This is a genomic window from Agrobacterium bohemicum (assembly GCF_001562555.1).
GTDB classification, from domain to species: Bacteria; Pseudomonadota; Alphaproteobacteria; order Rhizobiales; family Rhizobiaceae; genus Agrobacterium; species Agrobacterium bohemicum.
Genome location: NZ_KQ961031.1, coordinates 132,572 through 157,926, shown reverse-complemented (window position 1 = coordinate 157,926; position 25,355 = coordinate 132,572). Strand labels below are relative to the sequence as shown.

22 protein-coding genes are annotated in these 25,355 nt (G+C 58.2%); 15 read left to right on the top strand and 7 right to left on the bottom strand.

Features of this window, described 5'->3' with window-relative positions:
* Positions 1 to 24: 24 nt before the first annotated feature.
* The 4 genes from gltX to ATO67_RS15455 all read right to left on the bottom strand — a co-directional run bounded on the left by gltX (position 25) and on the right by ATO67_RS15455 (position 5,187).
* Complete coding sequence (gene gltX / locus ATO67_RS15470; RefSeq protein ID WP_067651107.1) at positions 25 to 1,479, bottom strand: glutamate--tRNA ligase; 1,455 nt, start codon at positions 1,477 to 1,479, stop codon at positions 25 to 27.
* A 196-nt stretch (positions 1,480 to 1,675) separates the two neighbouring features.
* Positions 1,676 to 3,445, bottom strand: a complete 1,770-nt coding sequence (locus ATO67_RS15465; protein WP_067651103.1) for an SLC13 family permease — start codon at positions 3,443 to 3,445, stop codon at positions 1,676 to 1,678.
* A 184-nt stretch (positions 3,446 to 3,629) separates the two neighbouring features.
* Positions 3,630 to 4,379: a TerC family protein gene (locus ATO67_RS15460; RefSeq protein ID WP_067651100.1), complete on the bottom strand. Its 750-nt coding sequence runs from the start codon at positions 4,377 to 4,379 to the stop codon at positions 3,630 to 3,632.
* Positions 4,380 to 4,533: 154 nt separating this feature from the next.
* Positions 4,534 to 5,187: a TetR/AcrR family transcriptional regulator gene (locus tag ATO67_RS15455; protein ID WP_067651098.1), complete on the bottom strand. Its 654-nt coding sequence runs from the start codon at positions 5,185 to 5,187 to the stop codon at positions 4,534 to 4,536.
* A gap of 169 nt (positions 5,188 to 5,356) precedes the next feature.
* Between ATO67_RS15455 and ATO67_RS15450 the strand changes: the two genes are divergently transcribed.
* The 10 genes from ATO67_RS15450 to ATO67_RS15400 all read left to right on the top strand — a co-directional run bounded on the left by ATO67_RS15450 (position 5,357) and on the right by ATO67_RS15400 (position 19,111).
* A complete protein-coding gene (locus ATO67_RS15450; RefSeq protein WP_067651095.1) occupies positions 5,357 to 6,556 on the top strand; it encodes an HlyD family secretion protein in 1,200 nt (399 codons plus the stop codon).
* Between the two features lie 21 nt (positions 6,557 to 6,577).
* The gene (locus tag ATO67_RS15445; protein WP_067651093.1) at positions 6,578 to 8,161 is read left to right on the top strand and encodes a DHA2 family efflux MFS transporter permease subunit; all 1,584 of its coding nucleotides are present in this window, start codon (positions 6,578 to 6,580) and stop codon (positions 8,159 to 8,161) included.
* A 369-nt stretch (positions 8,162 to 8,530) separates the two neighbouring features.
* Positions 8,531 to 9,556, top strand: coding sequence for a LacI family DNA-binding transcriptional regulator (locus tag ATO67_RS15440; RefSeq protein ID WP_067651090.1), 1,026 nt, complete (start codon positions 8,531 to 8,533; stop codon positions 9,554 to 9,556).
* A 26-nt stretch (positions 9,557 to 9,582) separates the two neighbouring features.
* A complete protein-coding gene (gene xylB / locus ATO67_RS15435) occupies positions 9,583 to 11,037 on the top strand; it encodes a xylulokinase (protein WP_067651086.1) in 1,455 nt (484 codons plus the stop codon).
* Positions 11,038 to 11,292: 255 nt separating this feature from the next.
* Positions 11,293 to 12,603 carry a xylose isomerase gene (xylA, locus tag ATO67_RS15430; RefSeq protein WP_067651083.1) on the top strand — a complete coding sequence of 437 codons (1,311 nt, stop codon included), beginning with the start codon at positions 11,293 to 11,295 and terminating at the stop codon, positions 12,601 to 12,603.
* 667 nt (positions 12,604 to 13,270) lie between these two features.
* On the top strand, positions 13,271 to 13,903 hold the full coding sequence (locus tag ATO67_RS15420; RefSeq protein WP_067651077.1) for an NAD(P)H-dependent oxidoreductase: 633 nt from the start codon (positions 13,271 to 13,273) through the stop codon (positions 13,901 to 13,903).
* A gap of 244 nt (positions 13,904 to 14,147) precedes the next feature.
* Entirely contained in the window at positions 14,148 to 15,248 is a 1,101-nt protein-coding gene (locus ATO67_RS15415) for a methionine ABC transporter ATP-binding protein (protein ID WP_067651074.1), read from the top strand.
* Positions 15,238 to 15,906, top strand: a complete 669-nt coding sequence (locus ATO67_RS15410) for a methionine ABC transporter permease (RefSeq protein ID WP_067651071.1) — start codon at positions 15,238 to 15,240, stop codon at positions 15,904 to 15,906. Before ATO67_RS15415 ends, ATO67_RS15410 begins: the two co-directional genes overlap by 11 nt.
* Positions 15,907 to 15,944: 38 nt before the next feature.
* On the top strand, positions 15,945 to 16,721 hold the full coding sequence (locus ATO67_RS15405; RefSeq protein ID WP_067651068.1) for a MetQ/NlpA family ABC transporter substrate-binding protein: 777 nt from the start codon (positions 15,945 to 15,947) through the stop codon (positions 16,719 to 16,721).
* A 200-nt stretch (positions 16,722 to 16,921) separates the two neighbouring features.
* Positions 16,922 to 19,111 carry a bifunctional diguanylate cyclase/phosphodiesterase gene (locus ATO67_RS15400; protein WP_067651065.1) on the top strand — a complete coding sequence of 730 codons (2,190 nt, stop codon included), beginning with the start codon at positions 16,922 to 16,924 and terminating at the stop codon, positions 19,109 to 19,111.
* A 216-nt stretch (positions 19,112 to 19,327) separates the two neighbouring features.
* Here the strand turns inward: ATO67_RS15400 and trhO are convergent, their stop codons facing one another.
* The 3 genes from trhO to ATO67_RS15385 form a co-directional block, all read right to left on the bottom strand.
* The gene (trhO, locus tag ATO67_RS15395) at positions 19,328 to 20,272 is read right to left on the bottom strand and encodes an oxygen-dependent tRNA uridine(34) hydroxylase TrhO (protein ID WP_067651062.1); all 945 of its coding nucleotides are present in this window, start codon (positions 20,270 to 20,272) and stop codon (positions 19,328 to 19,330) included.
* A 93-nt stretch (positions 20,273 to 20,365) separates the two neighbouring features.
* Positions 20,366 to 21,274, bottom strand: coding sequence for a CHAD domain-containing protein (locus ATO67_RS15390; RefSeq protein WP_067651059.1), 909 nt, complete (start codon positions 21,272 to 21,274; stop codon positions 20,366 to 20,368).
* Positions 21,258 to 21,746, bottom strand: a complete 489-nt coding sequence (locus ATO67_RS15385) for a CYTH domain-containing protein (RefSeq protein WP_067651057.1) — start codon at positions 21,744 to 21,746, stop codon at positions 21,258 to 21,260. Before ATO67_RS15385 ends, ATO67_RS15390 begins: the two co-directional genes overlap by 17 nt.
* 151 nt (positions 21,747 to 21,897) lie before the next feature.
* On the opposite strand from ATO67_RS15385, the gene ATO67_RS15380 reads away from it, so the two are divergent.
* From ATO67_RS15380 to ATO67_RS15360, 5 genes are all read left to right on the top strand, one after another.
* Positions 21,898 to 22,536: a 2-dehydro-3-deoxy-phosphogluconate aldolase gene (locus ATO67_RS15380; RefSeq protein ID WP_067651054.1), complete on the top strand. Its 639-nt coding sequence runs from the start codon at positions 21,898 to 21,900 to the stop codon at positions 22,534 to 22,536.
* Positions 22,537 to 22,631: 95 nt separating this feature from the next.
* Positions 22,632 to 23,333, top strand: coding sequence for a tellurite resistance TerB family protein (locus ATO67_RS15375; RefSeq protein WP_067651052.1), 702 nt, complete (start codon positions 22,632 to 22,634; stop codon positions 23,331 to 23,333).
* Positions 23,334 to 23,613: 280 nt separating this feature from the next.
* Positions 23,614 to 24,297, top strand: coding sequence for a GNAT family N-acetyltransferase (locus ATO67_RS15370; RefSeq protein WP_067651049.1), 684 nt, complete (start codon positions 23,614 to 23,616; stop codon positions 24,295 to 24,297).
* On the top strand, positions 24,294 to 24,503 hold the full coding sequence (locus ATO67_RS15365) for a hypothetical protein (protein ID WP_067651045.1): 210 nt from the start codon (positions 24,294 to 24,296) through the stop codon (positions 24,501 to 24,503). The genes ATO67_RS15370 and ATO67_RS15365 overlap by 4 nt, the downstream gene beginning before the upstream one ends.
* 33 nt (positions 24,504 to 24,536) lie before the next feature.
* Positions 24,537 to 25,352, top strand: coding sequence for a suppressor of fused domain protein (locus ATO67_RS15360; protein WP_067651042.1), 816 nt, complete (start codon positions 24,537 to 24,539; stop codon positions 25,350 to 25,352).
* The last annotated feature ends 3 nt before the right edge of the window (positions 25,353 to 25,355 follow it).

Here is a 25,355-nt window from a genome sequence, read left to right as displayed (position 1 = left end):
TCAGACATTTTCGTTCCTAAAAAATCAGGCTGTGCCAACCATGGACGCCGCAACCGCAATCGCCACCTTCAAACGCTGGCGCACGACCGAGCGACCCAGCACCGCCATGCTATCGAACAGCGGCAGCGAACGGGATGAGCCGGACATGGCAACGAAGAGCGGTGGCGTTACCACGCGCAGCTTCTTGCCGGTGCGTTCGGCCACATCGCGTAGTTCCTGTTCGATGGATTCCAGCGTCCAGTCCGGCATCTTCTCCAGATCGGCAGCAACTGTGGTCAGGATTTCGTGCATCTCTTCCGGCTTGCTCTTCAGACCAGCGAAGGATGCGGGCGTCAGGCCCACATCGCTTGATAGCAGGAAGCCTGCAAGGTTCGGCAAATCGCCGAGCTTCGAAATGCGGCTCTGCGAAAGCTTCAAACCTTCCGTAAGACGCGCATTTTCCATCGCCCATTCCAGCGTGCGGGCAATGAACTCGTCCTGGGTCAGCTTTTCACGCAGCCAGCGGCCGTTCAGCCAGTCCAGCTTCTGAATGTCGAAGATAGCACCGGCCTTGGACAGCGCTTCGGGGTCGAACTTGCCCGCCAGCTCGTCCATGGTCAAAAGCTCTTCGCCTTCGCCGATCTGGATGAAAAACAGGCCGAGGAAGTTCATCAGCGCTTCCGGCAGATAGCCGAGTGCTGAGTAATAGGAAATCGAGGTCGGGTTCTTGCGCTTCGACAGCTTGGATTTGTCGGCATTGCGCATCAGCGAAAGATGCATGAAAGTCGGCTGTTCCCAACCGAAATAACGATAGAGCAGAATGTGCTTGGGCACGGATGCCAGCCATTCTTCGCCGCGCGCCACATGCGTGATCTTCATCAGATGGTCGTCGATGACATTGGCCATGTGGTAGGTCGGCATGCCATCGGCCTTCATCAGAACCTGCATGTCAACGCTGTCCCAGGGGATCGATACATCGCCGTAAACGCCGTCGGTGAAATCGCAGGATCCTTCGGTCGGAATTTTCATGCGCACGACGGAGGCTTCACCGGAGGCCATGCGGCTGGTGACTTCTTCAGCTTTGAGATGCAGGCAGAGACCGTCATATTTCGGCGGCTTGCCGGCGGCGCGCTGGGCCTCGCGCATTTCCGTCAGGCGCTCGGCCGTGCAGAAACAGCGGAAGGCATGGCCTTTTTCCAGCAACTCGTCGGCAAATGGCTGGTACATGTCCTTGCGGTCGGACTGGCGGTACGGGCCGTAAGGACCACCAACGTCAGGGCCTTCGGACCATGTCAGGCCGGTCCATTTCAGCGCCTCCAGCACCTTTTCTTCATATTCGCGCGTAGAGCGCGTGGCATCGGTATCTTCGATGCGCAAAATGAACTCGCCGCCATGTTTCTTGGCAAAGAGGTAGTTGAAAAGCGCGATATAGGCTGTGCCGACATGCGGCTCGCCGGTGGGGGAAGGTGCAATGCGGACGCGGACGCCGGAAGTGGTCATTGAATTCACTCGTGCTGACGCAAGGTGATACGGAGCGCGAGCCACGTGTCACGGATGTGTTGTTGAATGTCGAAGAAAAAGCAGAAATACGCCGATATCCGGTGCCATTCCACAGTTTCCGTTGGCATGGCTTAGGCCACATTCAGCCGCAGGCGTCAAGAAAATTAGGTTGTTTCGGCCTCTCCTAGACTGGTCTTTAGACTGGCCAGACATAGAGCAGCATGGGAATGGAGACGATGACGATCATGATGGAAAGCGGAGCCCCAAGACGCGGATAGTCGCTGAACTTGTAACCGCCCGGTCCCATGACCAGCGTGTTGCACTGGTGGCCGATGGGGGTGAGGAAGTCGCAACCGGCACCGATAGCCACCGCCATCAGGAAGGCTTCGGGACGAAAACCGAGCGTCGTTGCAAATCCGGCGGCAATCGGCCCCATCACCAGCACCGTTGCGGCATTGTTGAGGAAGGGCGTCACGGCCATCGCCGTCAACAGGATCATGCCCAGCGCCGCATAGGGTGGAAGCCCCTGCGCCGCCGTTCCCAGCCATCCGGCAATCAGGTCGCTGGCGCCAGTGGAGCGCAGGGAGTCACTGACCGGAATGAGGGCCGCCAGCATGACGAGGATCGGCCCGTCGATGGATTTGTAGACCTCGGTGAGCGGTATCGCACCGAGCAGGATCATCGCAAAGGCGGCGGCAAAGAAGGCAACGGCCACGGGTGCAACGCCAGTGGCGGCGGCAAGCATGGCTGCTGCCAGAATAAGCACGGTGATGAAGGCGCGGCGCTGCGTACCGAGAAGAATTTCCCGTTGCGCCAGCGGAAGCAGCGAAAACTCCCGCAACACGCCCGGCAGGTTCTTGCGTGATCCCTGGAGCACGATCACGTCGCCAGCCTTCAGCGTCAGGTCGGCAAGACGCTCATTCACCCGGTGGCCACGGCGGCTTACCGCAATCAGGTTGACGCCGCGTGTGTAGGAGAGTGCGAGGTCTCGGGCGGAAAGACCGCTCAAGAGGGATTCATTGCTGATCACCGCTTCCATGGCAATCAGATCGACGGTTTTCTGGCCATTTTCGGTAATGGGCTTGCCGGAAAGCGTCAGTTTGGCATTGGAAACAATGCGGTCGAGACCTTCGGATGTACCCTCCAGAAGAATGGTATCGCCAGCTTTTAGCACCACATCGGGGAAGGGCGAGACACGGCGGTGACCGCGAATGATGGTGTTGGCAATCACGTCGCCATCGGCCTGTTTCAAAAGGTCCGCCAGCGGCTTGCCGATCATCAGGCTGTCGGCGGGAAGCGTTGCCTCGGCAGCGTAGCTCGCGCCTTCCAAAATGTCCTCAACGGAGGTGCTATCCTTGGCGCGGGCCGGAAGCAGCTTGTAACCGAAGGTCAGAAAGGCGATTCCGACCACGGCAAGCGTCGCGCCCACCGGCGTGAAATCGAACATGGAAAAGCTCTGCCCGGTCATTTCCTCGCGCAGGCGTGACACCACGATGTTTGGCGAGGTGCCGATCTGCGTCATCAACCCGCCAAGCAAAGCAGCGAATGCCATCGGCATCAGATAATAGGATACCGGGCTGCCCGACTTGCGGGCAAACTGGAAGGCCACCGGGATCATGATCGCCAGCGCGCCGATATTCTTGATGAAGGCGGACATCACGGCCACAACGATCATGAGAAATGCCAGTTGCAGATGTTTGGAGCGCATCTCCGGGAAGTATTTCTTGATTGTCGTATCGACGATGCCGGACCGTGCCACCGAGGTGCTGACGATCAGCGCGCTGGCAACGATGATGACGATATCGTCGGAGAAACCGGAAAACGCCTTGTCGAATGGCACGACACCCAGCGCAACTGCAATCAGCAGCGCGCTGCACGCCACGACGTCATATCTGAACTTGTCGATGATGAAGGCGACCATCATTCCGGCGATCACGCTGAAGGCTAAGATCTGCTCGATGGTCATGTGGCGGATTTACTTTCGGAATCGGAAAAATCGAAGCGGCTGATTTTCCTTGCATGATGTGTCTGCAACAACGCAAGCCCGTTCCGTCAGTTCCTGCACGCCGGGAAAGAACTCTTCTGCCCTTTCAAAAACCGAAAAGGCCCGCACGGGGCGGGCCTTTGGCAGATCGTTGTTCGAAAAAAAATTAATGCAGCGCTTTCTTTTTCTTGCGCGCATTTCGCGAGACCATGTTCAGCACCTCGACCAGCGCCGAGAATGCCATGGCAGCGTAGACGTAGCCCTTCGGCACGTGGAAGCCCATGCCTTCGGCAATCAGCGTGGTACCGATCATCAACAGGAAGGCCAGCGCCAGCATGACGATGGTCGGGTTCTTCTCGATGAAGTTGGCCAGTGGCGTCGCAGCTACCAGCATGACGGTAACAGCGAAGACGACGGCCACGACCATGATGGGAACATGTGGGGTCATGCCAACGGCAGTGATGATGCTGTCGACGGAGAAGACCAGGTCGAGCATGAGGATTTGCACGATAGCGGAGGAGAAGCTGTTGATGGCAGCACCGCCGCCAACCATGTCTTCCTTGTGGTCTTCAGGGTCCACATTGTGGTGGATTTCCTTGGTTGCTTTCCAGACGAGGAAGAGACCGCCGACGATGAGGATGATGTCTTTCCAGGAGAAGCCGTGACCGAAGAGTTCAAAGACGGGCTCGGTCAGCTGGACGATCCATGCGACGGTGCCTAGCAATCCGAGACGCATGACCAGCGCCAGACCGATACCGATCTTGCGGGCCTTTTCACGCTGGTTTTCCGGCAGCTTGTTGGTCAGGATGGAGATGAAAATCAGGTTGTCGATGCCAAGCACGACCTCCATGACGATAAGAGTGACGAGCGCCACCCATGCGGCGGGGTCTGTCAATAGAGGGACAATGGAGTCCATCGGGCCTGTTTTCCTTCTCAGCTATCCGGCTTCGACAATTCGAAACACCACAGTTTTATATTCGAATGCGCGAGAAACAAGCGTGTGACAGATGTGTCGTGCCATTTTTTCTTGATATTGCGCGCATTGCGAGAAACGCGGAAGCTGAATGTGGTTAGGCCTTCTTGGTTCCATAGGCTGCCATAAATACGGTGATTGCGCTGGAAAGGACACGGTTGGCGTCTTCGGGTGGCACGTCTCCGTTGAGCTCACCGAACAGCCGCATCTTGAAGAATGTACCGGTCGCAAGCTCTATGAACTGGCGGGCTGCAAGGTCCACATCATCAGCAACCAGCGTTCCCTGATCGACATGATGCTGGAGAAAATCACGCAGCACGACGCGGACATTGTTCGGTGCCGCCACGAAGAACCGTTGCGAAAGCTTGGGCATGCGGTCGATGACGCCAAGCGCTGAGCGCATGGCAGGTATCATGTCAGTGCATGTCACCTTGTGAATAAAAGCATCCCCGAACTGCCAGAGACCGTCACGCACCTCTTCCGTGCCAGCCAGAATATCACGCATGGACAGCGCAAATTCCGCACGGTGCCAGTCGATCAACGCTGCGAACAGCTCGTCCTTGTTCTGGAAGTAGACATAGATCGTCCCCTTGGAAACGCCTGCTTCCCGGGTAATATCGTTCATGCTGGCGGCATCGAAGCCCTTGGCCTTGAACACGCGCCATGCGCCGTGCAGGATTTGCTCGCGCTTTGCCGGGTCTTCACCCGCGGCAAAGCGTCCAGCAGGGGAGGCGGGACAAATATGGTCCATGCTTTTCTCTTCGGTCACGCTTCGATCCCCCAATAGTTTAGATTCGATTCAATATATCGAACCAGCCAGTTCGATAGCACTTGATATGTGTCAGGAAAAAGATTAAGTCAATCGAACCGAACGGTTCAGTTCGACTTTATTCTTTTTCTAGATGTGAATGGTGTTACCGATGTCGGCCCAAAAGAGCGGTGCAGTCCGTGCAGTCAATTCGTCAGATGAAACCAAGGTGCTCGCCGACGAGGGCCAGCCGGTGACGGCAGAGGATACCGCTGCTCCCGTGCAGCACGCGGTGCCGGAAAAGAAGAAGCGCAAATCCCTAGTCCTGCCGATTATCGCCATTGCCGTTCTGGCTGCCGGTGGCTGGTATGGCTACCAGTACTGGACGGATGGACGCTTCCTCATTTCGACGGATGACGCCTATGTGAAGGGCGATATCGCGGTTATCTCTCCGAAGGTTTCCGGCTATGTCACGAAGGTCGATGTCGTCGCCAACCAGGAAGTCAAGGCTGGCGATGAGCTGGTGACGCTTGATGACGGCGATTATCGCAACGCGCTGGAGCAGGCGCAAGCCCAGCTTGAGACGCAGCAGCTTTCGCTCAATCGTATCGATGCGCAGATCGCCGGTGCCGAAGCCTCGCTTGCACAGGCGATTGCCCAGAAGGGCTCTCTGGACGCCGCATTGCGGGGTGCCGATATCAACCTGAAACGCGCCAGTGAACTTCAGGCCAAGGATGTCGGCACGGCTGCATCGTCGGATAATGCACAGATCGCCATGGAACAGGCCAAGGCCAATCTGGTTGCCGGTCAGGCTGGCGTCGTTTCCGCTCAGGCGAATATCGATCTCTTGAGGGCGCAGCGCAAGGAAGCCGAAGGTTCGGTCAAGTCGCTTGAAATTTCCCGCGACAAGGCCGCTCGTGACCTCTCCTTCACCGTGCTGCGCGCGCCTTATGATGGCGTGATTGGCAATCTTTCGGTTCAGACCGGTGATCTTTTGTCGGTCGGTAAGCGCCTTGCCTCGCTGGTGCCGATGGATGACCTTTATATCGATGCCAATTTCAAGGAAACGCAGTTGGCCAAGATCGCGCCCGGCTCCAAGGTGCGTGTGCACGTGGATGCCTTCGGCGATCACGACATCGAAGCCACCGTTCAGTCCATCTCGCCAGCGTCGGGTTCGGTCTTTTCGATGCTGCCACCGGAAAACGCCACGGGTAACTTCACCAAGGTCATTCAGCGCGTGCCGGTTCGGGTCGTCTTTTCGAAGGAAGATCTCGCCAAGCACAAGTTGCGCGCTGGTTTGAGCGTGGTGGTCGACGTCGATACCCGCACCGCACCGGATAATACGCGCACGGCAGAAAATCAGTCGAAGTAATCTTCGATAAGGACCAAGATCATGGCGGCAACAGCCAATATGGCAGGCGGAAACGTCGCGGCGATCGATCCTCCGATGGATCGCAGACGCCTCATCGCCTTCTTCGCGATGGTGTTCGGCATGTTCATGTCGATCCTCGACATTCAGATCGTGTCGGCATCGCTTGCGGAAATTCAGGCCGGTCTCGGTGCCGGTTCGGATGAGATCGCGTGGGTGCAGACATCCTATCTGATTGCGGAAGTCATCATGATTCCGCTGTCGGGTACCCTTGCCAGAATATTATCGACACGGGTGCTGTTTGCCACCTGTGCCGCAGGTTTCACCATTTCCAGCGCCCTGTGTGCGACGGCAACGAACATCGATCAGATGATCGTCTACCGCTGCATTCAGGGCTTCATAGGCGGCGGCATGATCCCATCTGTATTTGCCGCCGCCTTTACGATTTTCCCGGCTTCTAAACGCTCGGTGGTGTCCCCCATCATCGGTCTCGTGGCAACGCTGGCCCCCACCATCGGCCCAACGGTCGGTGGTTATCTGTCGAATGCCTTCTCCTGGCACTGGCTGTTCCTCGTCAACATCATCCCCGGCATCATCGTCACTCTGGTGACGTGGAATTTCATCGATTTCGACAAGCCGGAACTGCCGCTGTGGAAAAAGTTCGACTGGTGGGGCCTCTTATCCATGGGCGTGTTCCTGGGCTCGATGGAATATATCCTGGAAGAGGGCAACAACAACGATTGGTTCAACGACACCCACATCGTCATCGGTGCAGTGGCGATGACGATCGGCGGCGTCGTGTTCTTCTGGCGCGCCTTCAATGTCGATTTCCCCGTGGTGGATTTGAAAGCCTTTGCGGACCGGAATTTCTCCATCGGCTCGCTGTTTTCTTTCGTCATGGGCATCGGACTTTACGGCTTGACCTATATGTACCCGCTCTATCTCGGGCGCATTCGCGGTTACGATGCGCTGATGATCGGCGAGACGATGTTCGTCTCAGGCATGGCCATGTTCTTCACCGCTCCGGTTGCGGGCAAGCTCTCCACCAAGCTCGATCCCCGCGTCATGATGGCCATCGGCTTCATCAGCTTCGGTTCGGGTACGTGGATCATGACGTCGGTGACGGCCGATTGGGATTTCTACGAGCTGCTGATCCCGCAAATCCTGCGCGGTTTCGGGCTGATGATGTGTATGGTGCCGATCAACAACATCGCGCTTGGCACCTTGCCACCAGCACGCATGAAGAATGCCTCGGGTCTCTTCAACCTTACCCGTAACCTCGGTGGCGCGGTTGGCCTCGCGGTCATCAACACCCTGCTCAGCCAGCGCACCGATGACCACTATGTGCGCATCGCCGAGCATGTGAACTACGGCAATCCCGCAGCGTTGGAATGGCTGAACAGCGTCGGCGCCAACTACGATTCCTACGGGCTGGACGGTGCCTCCGTCGCCGTCAAGAAACTCGTCGGCGTCGTCTCGCAACAGGCATGGCTTCAGGCCTTCGCCGATGTGTTCCTGGCGCTGACAGTTCTTTTCAGCTGCCTGATCTTTCTGACAGTTCTCATCAAGAAACCCAAAGCCGCGCCTCCACCGGGTGCCGGGCACTAATTCCACCCATCCACCGCAGCGCTGAGGGGTCGCCAGAAATGGCGGCCCCTTTCGTTTGTCTAGGGTGGTTTATTGAGCGTCGAAGGTGTCGCCTACCCACCTCTGCCTTGCCAGGCATCTCCCCCTCAAGGGGGGAGATCGGCTAGACGCGCGCTCATCACCCATCCGCACCGCTAAAGGTGGCCAAGAGGTTGCCACGAGTCGATCTCCCCACCTGAGGGGGAGATGCCCGGCAGGGCAGAGGGGGGTAAGCCACAGCCTCAACATTAGCCAACAAAACTCCCACCCGATCCCATTTCTGAGGTACGTACGTCATTTTCTGATTTACGTACCTCAAAAACTCCTCTAAGGAATCTTCCGGGAGGAAACATGAAGCCGACAGTTCACGATATTGCATCGAAGGCAGGCGTTAGTCTTGCCACCGTTGACCGGGTGATCAACCTGCGTCCGGGAGTGCATGCTGTCACGCGTGCCAAGGTCGAGACGGCGATCCTGGAGCTGGGTTACGTGCGCGATATCGCCGCTGCCAATCTGGCCAAGGGCCGTAGCTATGCGCTGGTCTTCATTTTACCGAACAACGACAATTCCTTCATGGCCGGGCTTCGTGCCGAGGTGAGGGCTGCGGCCTCGCGGTCTTATGTCGAGCGCACATCCATCCGCATCATCGAAGTGCCGCCTTTCGATGCGGCGGCACTCGCCCAGGCGCTTGATGTCGCGCGGCTGGAAAAGCCCTCCGGCGTCGCCTTCGTCGCCATCGATGCGCAGGATGTGGTGGAGGCGGTGGACCGGCTTGCCGATAGCGGCATTGCGGCCGTGACGCTGGTGTCCGATATCACTGGCTCCCGACGAGACCATTTTGCCGGTGTGGATAACGTCGCCGCAGGCCGCACGGCTGCCAGCCTGATCGGCCGCTTTCTGCCGGAAAAAGGTGGCGATGTCGCTGTTCTCGCAGGCTCCATGCTGGTCAAGGACCACCGTGAGCGGCTGGCCGGGTTTCAGTCCGTCATGGAAGAGGAATTTCCTGATCTGCGCCTGCTGCCGGTTCTGGAAGGACGTGACGACCCTGAAACGGTGGAGCAACTGGTAGCACAATGCCTCGAGGCCAATCCGCAGCTTTTGGGACTTTACAGTCTGGGTGCTGGCAATCGCGGGCTCATCAAGGCGCTGAAATCGTCGCGCCAGCCGTCATCGCCGCGCGTCATCGCCCATGAGCTCAACGAAAACACGGCCAATGCCCTGCGTGAAGGCATCTTTGACGCTGTGCTGAACCAGAACGCAGGTCACGAGGTGCGCAGCGCTATCAGGGTGTTGAAGGCGAGGGCCGATGGGCTTGCCGTCATCGACGCACAGGAGCGCATCCGTATCGACATATTCTTGAGGGATAATCTTCCCTGATGACAATTTAGAAAGTGGAGAAGAGCATGTATCTCGGTCTCGATTTGGGAACATCCGGCGTCAAGGCGCTGCTGATCGATGGTGATCAAAACGTCATCGGTTCGGCCAATGGTTCGCTGGATGTTTCGCGCCTCCATCATGGATGGTCTGAGCAGAACCCGGCAGACTGGATCACCGCCACGGAAACGGCGATTGCCGGTCTGAAGGCGAAGCACCCCAAGGAGCTGGCCGCCGTCAAAGGCATTGGCCTGTCAGGCCACATGCACGGCGCAACGCTGGTGGATGCGGCAGGCGATGTGCTGCGCCCCTGTATTCTGTGGAACGACACCCGCTCCTACGCCGAGGCGGCAAAGCTGGACGCCGATCCGCGCTTCCGCCAGATCACCGGCAATATCGTTTTCCCCGGCTTTACCGCGCCGAAACTGGCCTGGGTCGCCAATAACGAACCGGAAATTTTTGCCAGGGTCGCCAAGGTCCTGCTTCCGAAGGATTATCTGCGGCTGTGGCTGACGGGGGAATACATCTCCGAAATGTCGGACTCGGCTGGCACATCATGGCTGGATACCGGCGCGCGCAAATGGTCATCCGAACTTCTCGAAGCCACCGGTCTTGATGAAAAGCACATGCCGTCGCTGGTGGAAGGCACGGATGAGGCCGGAACGCTGCGCACGGAACTTGCCTCCGCCTGGGGCATTTCCGGCAAGGTTGTCGTCGCCGGTGGAGCAGGGGACAATGCCGCGTCCGCCTGCGGCATGGGCACGGTCTCGGAAGGCCATGCCTTCGTTTCGCTCGGCACTTCAGGTGTTCTGTTTGCCGCCAACGCATCCTATCTGCCGAAGCCCGAAAGCGCCGTTCACGCCTTCTGCCACGCGCTGCCCAACACATGGCACCAGATGGGCGTCATCCTGTCGGCCACCGATGCGCTGAACTGGTATTCCGGCATTACGGCCAAATCCGCTGCCGATCTGTCGACGGAACTCGGCGATGAGCTGAAGGCACCGACAGGCGTCACCTTCGCACCCTATCTCTCGGGCGAACGCACCCCGCACAATGATGCCGCCATTCGCGGTTCCTTCATTGGCCTGTCTCACGAAAGCGACCGCAAGGCGCTGACGCAAGCCGTCATGGAAGGCGTCACTTTCGCCATCAGAGACAATCTCGAAGCTCTGAAATCCGCAGGCACATCCATCTCCCGCGTTACCGCCATCGGCGGCGGCTCGCGCTCGCGCTACTGGCTGGCTTCGATCGCCACGTCGCTTGGTGTTCCCGTGGATATTCCGGCGGAAGGCGATTTCGGCGCAGCGTTCGGCGCGGCGCGCTTGGGGCTGATAGCTGCGACTGGAGCGGACCCGGTTGCGGTGTGTTCTCAGCCAGACACGGAAGAGACCATCGAGCCGGTGGCGGCGCTGGGTGATGCCTATGAGGAGGCTTATGGGCGGTATCGGGCGCTTTATCCGGCGATCAGAGGGTTGTCGCATTGATGGTCAGCGGGTGGGGTTCACCCCCCTCTGTCCTGCCGGACATCTCCCCCACAAGGAGGGAGATCGGCTAGACGCTTGCTCCTTGCTCTATCCGCAGCTTTCAAGATGGGCGAGAGGTTTCAACGAACCGATCTCCCCACCTGTGGGGGAGATGCCCGGCAGGGCAGAGGGGGGTAAGCCCCACCCACCAACACAAGCGAATATACCCAGGAACACTTTCACCATTTTACCACTATCCAAACTAGGGAGAAAACCATGACCACAGGCTTTTTCGGCGACATCCAGAAAATCAAATATGAAGGCCCAGATAGCACCAACCCGCTGGCCTTCCGTCACTACAACCCCGATGAAATCGTCGGCGGCAAGCGCATGGAAGATCATTTGCGCTTTGCCGTGGCCTACTGGCACACCTTCACATGGCCGGGCGGCGACCCGTTCGGTGGTCAGACTTTCGAGCGTCCATGGTTTGAAGACACGATGCAGGCGGCCAAGCTGAAGGCGGATGTTGCTTTCGAATTCTTCTCGCTGCTCGGCTCGCCCTTCTACTGCTTCCACGACGCCGACGTGCGCCCGGAAGGCAAGACTTTTGCCGAAAACACGAAGAATCTCAACGAGATCGTCGATTACTTCGGCCAGAAGCAGGCCGACACAGGCGTCAAGCTTCTGTGGGGTACGGCAAACCTGTTCTCCAACCGCCGCTTCATGTCCGGTGCCGCCACCAACCCCGACCCGGATGTATTCGCCTATTCGGCAGCCACCGTCAAAACCTGCATGGATGCCACCAAAAAGCTCGGCGGCGCGAACTACGTGTTGTGGGGCGGTCGTGAAGGCTATGAAACCCTGCTCAACACCGATGTGAAGCGTGAGCTGGACCAGCTTGGCCGCTTCCTCAATCTGGTGGTGGAATACAAATACAAGATCGGTTTCGAAGGCACGATCCTGATCGAGCCGAAACCGCAGGAGCCGACCAAGCACCAGTATGACTACGACGTCGCCACCGTCTACGCCTTCCTGCAGAAGCACGGGCTGGACAAAGAAGTGAAGGTCAATATCGAGCAGGGCCACGCCATTCTCGCCGGTCACTCCTTCGAGCATGAGCTGGCCATGGCCAATGCCTTCGGCATTTTCGGCTCCATCGACATGAACCGCAACGATTACCAGTCCGGCTGGGATACCGACCAGTTCCCCAACAATGTGCCGGAAATGGCGCTGGCCTATTACCACGTGCTTGATGGCGGCGGGTTCAAGAATGGTGGCACCAACTTCGATTCGAAGCTGCGCCGTCAGTCGCTCGATCCAGCCGATCTACTGATCGGTCACATCGGCGGCATGGATTGCTGCGCCCGTGGCCTCAAGGCTGCGGCCAAGATGGTCGAAGACAAGGCCCTGTCGCAGCCGCTGGCGGACCGCTACGCCAAGTGGGATTCGGCTGACGCACAGAAGCTTTTGCGCGGCGAGGTGAAGCTGGATGAGATCGCGGCGATGGTCGAGCGCGACAACATCAATCCAGAGCCAAAGTCCGGCCGTCAGGAATATCTGGAAAACGTGGTCAACCGTTACGTCTAGTGGCATCGCCTGCCCTCGTGGCAGGCGATTCCGTCACCCTCGACATCATCCTCGGGCTTGTCCCGAGGATCCAACCACGTTGCCAAAACCGAGACGTGGATAGACCCTCGGGTCAAGCCCGAGGGTGACGGCGGTGGGGGCGTGGTGCCGTTCGTTGCATCGCCAGCGTCTACGTTCGTTTTCAATCCATTGCTGTCGCTAAAACGGCAAAAAATATTTTTTATTTTTTCTCCACGCCATCCAACCCTCCAGCATAATCCCCGTGCTTTCGAAGCAAAGGGGTGCAACGCGCGGCACCTCCACGGTTCAAAAGCCGGTATCGACAAGCGGCATCTCCAAAAGAGGGTCGTTTCCGTGGACCCACCTCTTGCCATTGGCCAGGCAAGGGACCGGGCGTTCCGATAGGTATTGTGACAATGCTGTTGTAACGGGTCCGGCAAATGCCAAGACCTTTACCATACCTGCCAATGCAACACGCATTTGCCGGACATTCATCATCCCTCCGGCCTGCTTTTTTCATAAAGCGGGCCGGAGCGGATTTTGCTTGGTTACTTCTCTGTGCCTTCTTGTGTGCGGCGCAACATGACCTATGTTCGGTGGGTTTTACGGAGAGCCCGGCGCGGCGCATGCGTGCCATGACATGAGTGGCTGTCCCAAGGAGATTTTTATGCTGATCGAGAAATTGAACTGGCGTTATGCCACCAAGAAAATGGACCCATCCAAGTCCGTTTCGCAGGACAAGGTCGACCGCATCATCGAGGCAGCGCGTCTGGCCCCGACATCGAGCGGCTTGCAGCCTTTCGAAATCATCGTCGTCACCAACCCGGAAACACGCGCCAAGATTCAGGAGATTTCCTGGAACCAGGCGCAGGTGACCGAGGGCTCGCATCTTCTGGTGTTCGCTGCCTGGGATAACTACACCGCAGACCGCATCAACCACATGTTCGATCTCACCAATGACGAACGTGGCTTCAAGAACGAAGGCTGGGAAAAGTACCGCCAGTCTCTGCTGTCGTCCTACCCACAGCGTGATGCCGAAGTGAATTTCCAGCATGCTGCGCGTCAGGCCTATATTGCGTTCGGCATGGCTGTCGCACAGGCTGCTTTCGAGGGTGTGGACTCCACACCGATGGAAGGCTTCGATCCGGCCAAGCTGGACGAAATCCTCGGCCTTCGCGAAAAGGGCCTGCGCTCTGCGGTCATCCTGCCGCTCGGTTATCGTCAGGAAGAAGGCGACTGGCTGGTCAACCTCAAGAAGGTTCGCCGCCCGCTGGAAGAGTTCGTTACCGAGGTGAAGTAACCCTTCTTCAGGAATTGGGTCGATTTTTCCAGCGCTCGCTAATAATTGAAAAATCATACCTATAAAATCGTATCGCAGACAGGCATGTTTGCGATACACAAAGCCGACCCCGGCTTTTCCAAGGAAAGTTGAATTTAATGCTCCGGAACATTTTCCGTTGTCGAATGTGCCTCACGGCAGCATGAAGAGCGGCTTTTCCCGCCGCCGGGTCTCGACCTAACAGATTCCATTCGAAGAGCATTTTATGACACGACACAATTTAGCGGCCAGTCCCGTACCCGCCGGTCCAGGGAGTAGCGACCCGATGGTCGTGTTCGACGCCGTGACCAAGACCTTTGGCGATCCTCGGAGACAGACATCATTCACAGCCCTTGCCGGTGTCGATTACATTGTCCCCAGAGGCTCGATTTCCGGCATCATTGGCCGTTCAGGTGCGGGCAAGTCTACCCTCATCCGCCTCGTCAACGGGCTGGAGCGTTTAAGCTCTGGCAAGGTTGCCGTCGATGGTGTGGATGTCGGGGCACTGGATGAGGCGGGTCTTCGCACCCTGCGCCGCTCGGTCGGCATGATTTTCCAGCACTTCAACCTTTTGTCCTCCCGCACGGCTTACGACAACGTCGCTTTGCCGCTGGAAATCGCTGGCGTATCGCGCGCCGAGATCAGCCGCAAGGTCGGGCCGCTGCTCGATCTGGTCGGACTGGGCGATAAGGCCAACCGTTATCCTGCAGAACTCTCGGGTGGTCAGAAGCAACGCGTCGGCATTGCCCGTGCGCTGGCCACCGAGCCGAAGCTGCTGCTGTCTGACGAAGCCACGTCCGCACTTGACCCGGAGACCACGCAGTCCATTCTGGAACTGCTGAAAAAGATCAATGCCGAACTCGGCCTTACCGTGCTGCTCATCACCCATGAGATGGAGGTGGTGAAAACCATTGCCAGCCAAGTGGCGGTCATCGACAAGGGACTGATCGTCGAGCAAGGCACCACTTTCGACATCTTCACCAATCCGCGTCATGAAACAACCCGCAGCCTGCTGTCTTCAGCCGTCGGCGTGAAGCTGCCGCATTGGGTCACGTCCGGTTTGAAGCCAGATGCAGTGCCCGGCGACCGCGTGCTGGTGCGTCTCGTCTTCTTCGGCGACACTGCGTTTCAGCCGCTCACGGCGCGGCTGGTTGCGGAAATCGGCCCTGACGTGAACATTCTCGCTGGCACCATCGAGGAAATCTCCGGCCAGCCCTTCGGCTCGCTGGTGGTGTCCTATCCGGCAACGCCAGAGGTCACGGCCCGTGCCAATAGTTTCTATGCCGATACCGGCCTGACCACGGAGGTCCTCGGTTATGTCGCCTGATATGCTCTTTGCTGTTCTCTGGAAGGGTTTGATCCAGACGCTCCATATGGTCGCGGTTTCCGGCCTCGTCGGTTCGCTGCTTGGCCTGCCCATCGGCATTTTCCTCGCTACCAGCGGCAAGGGTGAGCTGTTCGAAGCGCCCATGGTCAACCGCGTCATCGGCCTCATCGTCAATGCCGCTCGCTCCACGCCGTTCATCATTCTCGTGGTCGCCATCATCCCGTTCACCCGGCTGGTTGCTGGCACCTCCATCGGCACTTCTGCCGCCATCGTGCCGCTGACGGTGGCAACCGTTCCTTTCGTGGCGCGGCTGGTGGAAGCGGCAATCCGTGAGGTGGACAAGGGATTGATTGAAGCGGCCCGTGCCATGGGCGCGACACCGCTCCAGATCGTCACCAAGGTGCTGCTGGCCGAAGCCAGGCCCGGCATCACGCTCGCGCTGACGCTGACGCTGGTCAGCCTCATTGGCTACTCGGCCATGGTCGGTGCTGTCGGTGGCGGTGGGCTGGGGGATCTGGGCATTCGCTATGGCTACCAGCGCTTCATGCCTGACGTGATGCTGGTCGTCGTCGTCGTTCTCATCGTGCTTGTTCAGATCGTGCAAAGCGCAGGGGATGCGCTGGCCCGCAGCTTCGACAAGCGCAACCGTAAAAACTGATTTCCTTTTCTTTACAATAACAAACGCAGGAGACACCCATGAAAAAACTCATTATCGCGGCTTCGCTCGCTGCCCTGTTCGCAGGCAGCGCACTGGCTGAAACCATCAAGATCGGCGTCACCCCTGCCGAACACGCGCAGATCATGGAGCAGGTGAAGAAGGTTGCAGCCACCAAGGGTCTCGACCTCGAAATCCTCGAATTCTCCGACTATGTCGTGCCCAATCAGGCGCTGGCGGATGGCGAACTTCAGGCCAATTCCTTCCAGCACCAGCCGTACCTCGACAATCAGGTCGCAGACCGCAAGTTCGATCTCGTCAGCGTCGGCACCACCATCACCACACCGATGGGCGTTTACTCCAAGAAGGTGAAGAGCCTTGACGAGCTGAAGGACGGCGCAACCGTCGGCATTCCGAACGACCCGACCAATGGCGGCCGCGCTTTGCTGGTTCTGGCCTCCAAGGGCGTTCTCAAGGTCAATCCGGATGTTGGCCTGAAGGTCACGCCTGCCGACATCACCGAAAACCCGAAGAACATCCAGATCGTTGAGCTTGACGCTGCCCAGTTGCCGCGCTCGCTGGACGATACCGACGCCTCGGTCATCAACACAAACTATGCGACAGCCGCTGGTCTCAACCCGAAGAAGGATTCCATCGCCATCGAAAGCGAAAAGTCTCCTTACGCCAACGTCATCGCCGTGCGCGCACAGGACAAGGACAAGCCTTGGGTCAAGACTCTGGTCGAATCCTACCAGAGCCCGGAAGTGAAGACCTTCATTCTTGAAAAGTACAACGGCACGGTCATTCCGTCCTGGTAAGCAGCACTTTTACCGGCCTTTTTCAGCCTCTCCCGTCCAGACGGGGGAGGTTTTTTTACGTTCGGTTAGCCCTAAACTGAAACGTTGCGGCGTTTGCCTCATGCGCGTTACAATTGGGGACAAGACGCCGAGGTATTTTAATACCTTTTGAAGAGTTCCGACCGAATATGCAGCCTTTAGAGGAAAAAAGATGCTGCAAGATGTCGCTTAAGCATGCCAGAATACTGTCGGTCGGCCGGAGCACCGCCGTGGCAGGGGTTTTGTCTGCGCTTGCCATCGTCGTCGTCATCGTCACCGTTCTCATTCTTTCCGCGCTGGGCGATGTCGCCAAGAACACCAACGCTCTCGATGAACAGCGCTCTCAGGAAACGACATCCGGCGCCCTCTCCACCTTCCTCAACCAGTTGACCGCAACGCTCAACGATTACTCGGCCTGGGACGATGCTGCACGATTTGCCTATGCCCCTGACGGGCTGGGATGGCTCATCAGCAATTATGGTGACATGACCGTCAACAGTGATCTGTTCGACACGGCTGTCCTCATCGACATCGATGATCAGATCTTGATGGCTTATCGCGACGGTACGCCCGTCGAATGGTCGCTGTCCGACTATTTCGGTAATGGGCTTTCGGAGCTGGTGAAAAAGGCACGCTCCGCACCCTCCGGGGAACCACCCGAGGCGTCCGGCTTCCTGAAAACGCAGGATGGCATTGCAGCCGTGGGCGTTAGTCTTGTGCGCAACAAATCCGGCTTGTTGAGCGTCCCGGAAGCGGCAAGGCGATATCTGATCTTCGCGCGTCACCTTACGAACGACAAAGTCGAGAGCCTGGCGCATACCTATGTCGTCAACGGTCTTTCTCTCCAGCCCCCAGATGCCCAGCTGGCTTATTTCGTCAGCATCACCAATCCATTAGGCGATGTGCTGGCCAACATGACCTGGCGCTCGCAGATGCCGGGTGATGTCAGTCTGGCGGAGGTTCGCCCGCGGGTGCTGGTTGCAATTGCGATCACGCTGATGTTTTTCCTGGCGCTTGTGGCCATTGGCAGTACGGCGCTGAAAAAGATGAAAAGCGATGAGACATGGGCCCGCCGCCAATTGCTGCGTGACCGTTTGAGCGGGCTGAACAACCGCCCCGGTCTCTTCCTGGGGCTGAAGCAGCTGCTGGACTGTTCGCAGGAGGATAATTCCTACGTCAAGCTGATCTATCTGGATCTTGATGGCTTCAAGGAGGTCAACGATTCCTTCGGTCATGGCGTGGGCGATCTGTTGATCAAGGGTGTCGCTGCGGCATTGCAAGTGCTGGCTGCCGACAAGTTGGTGGCGCGTCTGGGCGGTGACGAATTTGCTATTGCGGTACAGGGTCCTGAGGCGCGTATCGAAGGGCGCAAGCTGTGCGACGATCTGCTGGCGCTGTTTTCCGAACCCTTCATGATCGGCGACCGTGTCGCCTCGATTGGATGCAGCATCGGAACGGCGGTAGCGAAGGGGGGCGATCTCGATGGCGAGGAGCTTTTGCGACGTGCCGATATGGCCATGTATGAGGCCAAGGGGAGCGGACGCGGACGCTACATGGCCTATGAGCCGCACATGGACACGCGCCGTGAAGAAAAGAACCAGCTTGAAGCGGATTTGAAATACGCCATCGAGAACGACGAGATCAAGGTTGTCTTCCAACCCGTCGTCAATACGCTGACCCGCCGTATTACCGGCGTGGAAGCCTTGGCACGCTGGAACCGCGCCGGTTATGGGCCTATTTCGCCCGACATTTTCATTCCGGCCGCCGAAAGCAGCGGGCTGATCGACCAGCTTGGCCTTTCGGTTCTGCGCAAGGCTTGTCACGAAGCGGCTGAATGGTCGGCTGTGAAGCTTGCCGTCAACATTTCGCCGGTTCAGTTCAGAAACCCCGGCTTCGCCGCCCAAGTCATGTCCATCCTCGCCGAAAACGACATCCCACCTTCACGTGTGATGCTCGAGATGACCGAGGGCTATTTCATCCACCATCCAGAACGGGCAGGCACAGCCATCGAGAAGCTGAAGCAGATCGGCGTCAGCATTGCGCTGGATGATTTCGGCTCCGGCTTCGCCAGCATAGGCTATCTGCGCCGCTTCGGCTTCAACCGCATGAAGATCGACAAGTCGCTGGTCGTGGCACTGGATGAAGGCGGTCGCTCGCTGGAAATGCTGACGGCAACCGTAGCACTCGCCCGTTCGCTCGGCATTCCCGTCACCGCAGAGGGCATCGAAACCGAAGATCAGGCCGCCATTCTCCAGCTGTGCGGCTGCGATGAATTACAGGGCTATCTGTTTTCAAGGCCGGTCCCAGCCGAGGAGATTGCGCAGTTGCTGGACGCGCAGGATGCGCCGGTGGAGCAGCGCAGGGTTTCTTGAGGTTTTGTGTTCTGTATGACGTCCACGTAAATTGTGACGTCAACTTACGACACACCGTCATCCTCGGGCTTGACCCGAGGATCCAACGAACCCCAACATTGACCGTGGTCAGATCCTCGGGTGAAGCCCGAGGATGATGGCGCAGAGGGTGGGAGACGGCAGAACTGCTATAGACGGCGGATAGATCGCGGTGGCGAAGAGGCCCAACCCCATCGCTTACCGTCCAATATGCTTCTCACCGCGCTTCTTCGCCAGATCGATCTGTCTCTGGCGATTGCGGAAGCGGGTCCGGTCTTCTTCGGTGCGATCGTCGTAGCAGCTGGGGCAGGAGACGCCTTCTTCGAACTTTGGCGACAGGCGGACGTCCGGGGTGATCGGGTTGCGGCAGGCGTGGCAGAGTTTGTGGTCGCCCTCGGCCAGACCGTGAACCACGGACACGCGCTCATCGAACACGAAACAGGCGCCTTCCCACAGGCTTTCTTCTTCCGGCACCTCTTCCAGATATTTCAGAATGCCGCCCTTGAGGTGGTAGACCTCGTCAAAGCCCTGATCCTTCATGAAGGCGGTGGCTTTTTCGCAGCGGATGCCGCCGGTGCAATACATGGCGATCTTGGGCTTGTTGTGCAGGCCGGGATTGTTCTTCATCCAGTCTGGAAACTCGCGGAAGGTCTTGGTCTGCGGATCGACCGCGCCCTTGAAGACGCCGATGGCGGTCTCGTAGTCATTGCGGGTATCGATGAGGATGGTGTCAGGATCGGAGATCAGGTCGTTCCAGTCCTTCGGGTCGACATAGGTGCCGACGATCTGGTTCGGATCGATATCCGGCACGCCCATGGTGACGATTTCCTGCTTCAGCTTCACCTTCATTCGCACGAAGGGCATCTTGGACGCGCGGCTTTCCTTGTGCTCCAGGTTTGTGAATTCCGGCTGGGCGCGAAGATAGGCCAAAACATTGCCGACGCCCTCATCTGTTCCGGCGATGGTGCCGTTGATGCCTTCGGCGGCCAGAAGCAGCGTGCCTTTGACGCCGTTTTGCTGGCAGAGCGTAAACAGCGGCTCGCGCACGCTTTCAAACCGCGCAAAGCGGGCGAAATGATACAGCGCTGCCACGAGAAATTCTCCGGCGGCTTCCGGGCGGGGTAGGGTAGAGGTGTCGGTCATGCCGGCTGAAATACAGCCAGATCGGCTTTTGCGCAATCATATTTCGCTGAGGCGTGCGGCTTGCGGTGAAGTTTTGAGATTTGTCAAAACCGCTTAAATCGCAGCGTCTTCCCACAGGAGGCCGACGATGCGGCTCTCGGTTTTGGCGGATTCGGCAAAAACCTGATCGGCCAGATCGAGACATTCCCGACGCAAGGCCTGCTGGCGGTGGGTGACTGCTTCCAGCAGAAGCGGCAAAGTGTCACCAGCGGTGAACCGCTTCGGCTCATGATCGGCAAAGGCTGCCAGCACCGAAAGGTCATGCTCGTGGCCCAGCAGATCGACCAGCCGCTTGGCATCGACCTTCTTGGCCCGCATGGCGGATGGCCAGATTTTGCGCATCAGCGCCAGATGAATCCAGTACACCTGTCCGCTCTTGCGCAGATCGTGAAAGTCCTCGTCATGGGCCTGCGCGTGACATTGGCCGAGGGCGTGGAGCGCCTTCTCACGCTGCTTGCGCCATGTCTTTTTGACGAGCTTTGTTGCAATCTTTTTGCCCGACGGCAAGGAAAGCTGCATGAGGGCGTGTTTACCCTTTTCGCATTCCATCAGGGCGTCCGCAATGCGGGCGGACAGGTCGCCATCTTCGCTGGTCATCGCATCGCGTCGCTCCGTCAGCTCGGCATTAGCGGATGCCAGTGCCTGGTTTTCGGCCTCGGAACGGCTGAATTGCTGAAGGTAGTGGATCGTTTCCACAAGTGCTGCGGCTTCGCGGGCCTGTGACAGCGAGCGGGCAATATCGCGAAAGCGAATGTTTTCAGCTTTGCGGAATTTTGGTTCTTCAGGTGCCACGAAGCGGTAAAGGGCGCGCAGTCGCTTGAATTTTTTGCGGGCACCATGCACGGCGGCATGCGGGCCATCGGGCTGCTGCGACAAGGCGGCGATCGCGTCATCGATCAGTTCGACACCGACCCGTTGCAGTTCTTCAGCGAAGGTTTTTTTCGGATCAATCCTGAATGACATAGCATAGCTCGGTGCTGAGGTCGTCTGTCGCCAGATGCTGGTTGGAATAACGGTGGTCGCCGGTGACTTCCTCACCGATCCAGGCGGGTAGCGCTGGCTGGTCGGTCTCAGCGCTCAACTCCACCTCGGCCACGACAAGGCCTCTGTAGAGACCATCGAAAACGTCGACCTCCCACACAAAGCCCTCATGCTCGACGGTGTAGCGGATTTTTTCGATGATGAAGCCGGGGGCTGAACTCAACAATTCTTCGGCGTCGGCAACCGGAATGTCATATTCATATTCGTCCCGCACCAGAACGCCAACGCCGATCTTGATGGTAAGCGTTGCGGCGTCATCGCCCTTGATCCGCACCCGAACCGAGCGGTCGTCCAGCGAGACGATATAGCCCTGACGAAACCGGGTCCGTGTGACTATTTCCTCGCGCCAGCTTTCGTCTGCCACCAGAAACTTGCGTTCGATTTCTTTTGCCATTCAACGCCCTGCCTGATTTTCAGGCACCGTAGCGCAAGCGACTGTCATGAAAAAGCAATGAAACTGAAATATTTCATTTTGCCTCGACAGGTCTGGCTTTGCGCGGTAATTGAATGCGCAATTCAATCGATTCAATAGAGGAGACACCGTCATGGCCCAGGATTCCGAAAAGCTGCTTTCTATCCTGAAACTCCAGCCGGTCGTGCCCGTTCTCATCGTCGAAGATGTGGCATCCGCCGTGCCGCTGGCCCGCGCGCTGGTTGAAGGTGGCCTGAAAGCCATCGAAATCACCATGCGCACACCGGCAGCACTCGATGCGATCCGCGCCGTGGCCAACGAGGTCGAAGGCGCACATGTGGGCGCAGGCACCATTCTCAATGCCAAGGATTTCGAGGCCGCCGTCAAGGCAGGCTCGACCTTCATCGTCAGCCCCGGCGTCAACAAAAGCGTGCTTGAGGCAGCCAAGGGTTCCAAGGTTCCGCTTCTGCCGGGTGCGGCAACCGCCAGCGAAGTCATGCATCTGCGTGACAAGGGCTACAAGGTTCTGAAATTTTTCCCTGCCGAACAGGCCGGTGGCGCACCTTACCTCAAGGCTCTATCTTCACCTTTGGCAGACGTCGTGTTCTGCCCGACGGGCAGCGTATCGCTGAAGAACGCCAAGGATTATCTTGCTCTGCCGAACGTCGTCTGCGTTGGTGGTTCCTGGGTCGCGCCGAAGGAACTCATCGCGGCTGGTGACTGGGCGGGTATCACCAAGCTTGCAGCCGAAGCGGCAGCGCTGCGCGGCTGAGAGTTGGCGTTCACGACGGCGTGAACGTAACAGCCATTTGTATTCCGGCCTTAACTTCCTATCTCCTGTTTATATTCAACAAACAGGAGATTTGAATGTTCGACGCGAAAAAGCTTCTAGACCAATTTCTGGGCTCCAACGTACCGGGCCTGTCGGGAAGCGTGCGGGACCGGGCCGGACAGGCCACCCAGATCGCGAAGAACAATCCGATGAAGGCCGGCGCCATCGCCGCCGCCATTTTTGGCACCAAGACCGGTCGCAAGCTGGCGGGTAACGCCGCGGCAGTCGGTGGCATCGCAGCCATCGCCGGTCTCGGCTACCTCGCCTACAAGAATTACCAGTCCGGCCAGAAGCCAGAGGCTGTGCAGCAACCGCAACCGACCCAGGAGCTGTTGCCGCCACCGGTGGACTCCCCCTTTCACCCGCAGTCTGAAACGCTCTCCAACAATTTCGCGCTGACGCTGGTGCAGGCCATGATTGCCGCCGCGAAAGCCGATGGCCACATAGACGAGGCCGAGCGTGCGCGCATCATGGAAAAGGTGCAGGTCTCCGAGCTTGATAGCGAAGCGAGTACCTTCATCGAAAAGGAACTGGCCGACCCGCTGGATATCAACGCACTTGTGGCTGCTGCCAAGACCGAAGAGCAGAAGGTGGAACTCTACACCGCTTCGCGCCTGACCATCGAGCCGGATAGTCGCGCCGAGCGTGGGTATCTGGATCTGCTGGCGGGTCGCCTTGGCTTGCCGGATGCGCTGGTGGAGCATATCGAGGCGACGGTTTCTGCCGCCAAGGTTTGATGGCGTCAGGTCGTCAGCGGTTGGAGGGTGTGGTTTACCCCCCTCTGTCCTGCCGGACATCTCCCCCTCAAGGGGGGAGATCAACTCGTTGAGAACCCTCGCCCATCTTAAGCGTTGCGGATTGGTGATGAGCGCGCGCCCAGCCAATCTCCCCACCTGAGGGGGAGATGCCCGGCAGGGCAGAGGGGGGTAAGCCGCACCCTCCAACCTCAACGCAATCCGCTGTTGTCTTTCCCAACCGCCTACCGTACATCTTTTCCGTTATTTTACGGGGAAAAGAATGCGCGATCTCAGCCAGTTCAAAGGATGTCCGGCACCTCAGCCGGTGACGCTCGAAGGTCGGTTGGTCACTGCTGTCCCGTTTGATCGTGAAGCGCATCTGGAAAAGCTCTGGGATGGGCTGGGCGGGCTTGGCATCAACGACCTGCTGAAATATTTTCCGCAGGATGGGTTCCTGAATTCACAGGCCTTTGGCGACTGGATCGACGGTGCGCAGGCCGGGTTCGGCTGGGTGACGCTGGTGTTCATTGAGAATGCCAGCGGCGAGGTCGTGGGCATGGCCAGCTACATGCGGCCGGACCCGAAAAACGGCGTGGTGGAAGTTGGCTCCGTTGCCCATGGCGTGAAGATGAAGCGTTCGCCTCTGGCCACCGAAGCGCATTATCTGATGGCGCGGCATGTTTTCGATGATCTTGGCTATCGTCGCTACGAGTGGAAGTGCCACAATGACAACGAAGCCTCCAAAGCCACCGCCAAGCGTTATGGCTTCGTGTTCGAAGGCGTGTTTCGCCAGCACATGGTCTCGAAGGGGGCCAACCGCGATACCGCCTGGTTCTCGATGATCGATAGTGAATGGCCGGTGATAAAGCAGGCTTTCGAGACGTGGCTGTCACCGGATAATTTTGGTGACGAGGGTGTTCAGAAGCAGAAGCTTGACGATATCCGCGCAGGGATCACGGCATGACCGGTAAGACCAACAGCTCGGCCATGATCGCCGCTATCGCCATCCTCCTCGGCTTCGGCCTGCTGTTTTACATCATGCCGACAATTACGTTGTGGCTGGCAAACCACTATTCCGTCTGGGCCGCTGCGGCGTTCGATACGGTTGCAGTGCTGGCGTTCTTTCTGATCTTCTGGCTGCGGGCGCGCTATCAGCGACGTCATCGCTGAGGCGCACGTCCCAAGATTTTCCGAAAGGACACCATGGCTCTGGTCAAATTCCTCACCGGCTTGTTTCGTCCGAAAGAAGACGCCGAAGCGCCTGATCCAGATGTCGTTGAGGCGGAGCTGACTGCTGATGAAGAAGAGCAGTGGGACGAGCATTTTTTCCAGGAAAGTTGCCTCAAGCGCGATCGGTTCTGGGCAGCCGTCGGGCAGGTCGAAACCGATGTGCTGGCTCATCTCATCAGCCCTTCATTAACAGGTGGCCCGGATTGGCCAACGACGCGTCAGGCCTACCGGGTGGTGCGTCGGAAAAACACGATCATTATCGCGACGGACGGGCTGTCAGATCCTTTTCGCGGTGTGTCGGGCGGTGAGAACGGTTTCGAGCTGGAACTGTTTATCGAGACGCCCGATATCGACCCTGAGCATGCCGGGCAGGCCGGGGACATCGGCAGCATCGGAAAAAGCTGGGCGTTCGAGATCATCCGGAATGTTGCAGGGACGGTAGCAGGTGCCGGTGGTATCAATGAGCAGCTGGACCGCTACACGGTGCTGTCTATTGAAGTGCCAGGCGTAAGCCACTCCGATGCCGTCCAGATGCAGGTGCCGAAACGCTTCATCACCGACGATGACTGCATCGGCATTCTGCTCGGCGCGCCACAGCCGGATTTTGCGACCGAGATAACCGATATGCCGCTTTCACCGGTAAGGATCATTCCCCTCACTGTCATCACAGCTGCCGAGCTTAATTATATCCGTGCCAACGGTGCCAGTGAGCGCATCGCTCTTGCCGAAAAGCTCACTGAGAGCGGAATCGGAAACGTGAGCGCCTTCATGCGACCGGATATGATCTAAGGG

What these genes read in the sequence shown, in the direction of transcription:
- ATO67_RS15455 (WP_067651098.1), bottom strand. Translation starts at nt 5,187, where the DNA reads ATGGACCATATTTGTCCCGCCTCCCCTGCTGGACGCTTTGCCGCGGGT.
- ATO67_RS15445 (WP_067651093.1), top strand. Translation starts at nt 6,578, where the DNA reads ATGGCGGCAACAGCCAATATGGCAGGCGGAAACGTCGCGGCGATCGAT.
- xylA (WP_067651083.1), top strand. Translation starts at nt 11,293, where the DNA reads ATGACCACAGGCTTTTTCGGCGACATCCAGAAAATCAAATATGAAGGC.
- ATO67_RS15405 (WP_067651068.1), top strand. Translation starts at nt 15,945, where the DNA reads ATGAAAAAACTCATTATCGCGGCTTCGCTCGCTGCCCTGTTCGCAGGC.
- ATO67_RS15365 (WP_067651045.1), top strand. Translation starts at nt 24,294, where the DNA reads ATGACCGGTAAGACCAACAGCTCGGCCATGATCGCCGCTATCGCCATC.
- ATO67_RS15400 (WP_067651065.1), top strand. Translation starts at nt 16,922, where the DNA reads ATGTCGCTTAAGCATGCCAGAATACTGTCGGTCGGCCGGAGCACCGCC.
- ATO67_RS15370 (WP_067651049.1), top strand. Translation starts at nt 23,614, where the DNA reads ATGCGCGATCTCAGCCAGTTCAAAGGATGTCCGGCACCTCAGCCGGTG.
- ATO67_RS15440 (WP_067651090.1), top strand. Translation starts at nt 8,531, where the DNA reads ATGAAGCCGACAGTTCACGATATTGCATCGAAGGCAGGCGTTAGTCTT.
- ATO67_RS15380 (WP_067651054.1), top strand. Translation starts at nt 21,898, where the DNA reads ATGGCCCAGGATTCCGAAAAGCTGCTTTCTATCCTGAAACTCCAGCCG.
- ATO67_RS15375 (WP_067651052.1), top strand. Translation starts at nt 22,632, where the DNA reads ATGTTCGACGCGAAAAAGCTTCTAGACCAATTTCTGGGCTCCAACGTA.
- ATO67_RS15460 (WP_067651100.1), bottom strand. Translation starts at nt 4,379, where the DNA reads ATGGACTCCATTGTCCCTCTATTGACAGACCCCGCCGCATGGGTGGCG.
- ATO67_RS15415 (WP_067651074.1), top strand. Translation starts at nt 14,148, where the DNA reads ATGACACGACACAATTTAGCGGCCAGTCCCGTACCCGCCGGTCCAGGG.
- ATO67_RS15360 (WP_067651042.1), top strand. Translation starts at nt 24,537, where the DNA reads ATGGCTCTGGTCAAATTCCTCACCGGCTTGTTTCGTCCGAAAGAAGAC.
- trhO (WP_067651062.1), bottom strand. Translation starts at nt 20,272, where the DNA reads ATGACCGACACCTCTACCCTACCCCGCCCGGAAGCCGCCGGAGAATTT.
- ATO67_RS15465 (WP_067651103.1), bottom strand. Translation starts at nt 3,445, where the DNA reads ATGACCATCGAGCAGATCTTAGCCTTCAGCGTGATCGCCGGAATGATG.
- ATO67_RS15410 (WP_067651071.1), top strand. Translation starts at nt 15,238, where the DNA reads ATGTCGCCTGATATGCTCTTTGCTGTTCTCTGGAAGGGTTTGATCCAG.
- xylB (WP_067651086.1), top strand. Translation starts at nt 9,583, where the DNA reads ATGTATCTCGGTCTCGATTTGGGAACATCCGGCGTCAAGGCGCTGCTG.
- ATO67_RS15385 (WP_067651057.1), bottom strand. Translation starts at nt 21,746, where the DNA reads ATGGCAAAAGAAATCGAACGCAAGTTTCTGGTGGCAGACGAAAGCTGG.
- gltX (WP_067651107.1), bottom strand. Translation starts at nt 1,479, where the DNA reads ATGACCACTTCCGGCGTCCGCGTCCGCATTGCACCTTCCCCCACCGGC.
- ATO67_RS15390 (WP_067651059.1), bottom strand. Translation starts at nt 21,274, where the DNA reads ATGTCATTCAGGATTGATCCGAAAAAAACCTTCGCTGAAGAACTGCAA.
- ATO67_RS15450 (WP_067651095.1), top strand. Translation starts at nt 5,357, where the DNA reads ATGTCGGCCCAAAAGAGCGGTGCAGTCCGTGCAGTCAATTCGTCAGAT.
- ATO67_RS15420 (WP_067651077.1), top strand. Translation starts at nt 13,271, where the DNA reads ATGCTGATCGAGAAATTGAACTGGCGTTATGCCACCAAGAAAATGGAC.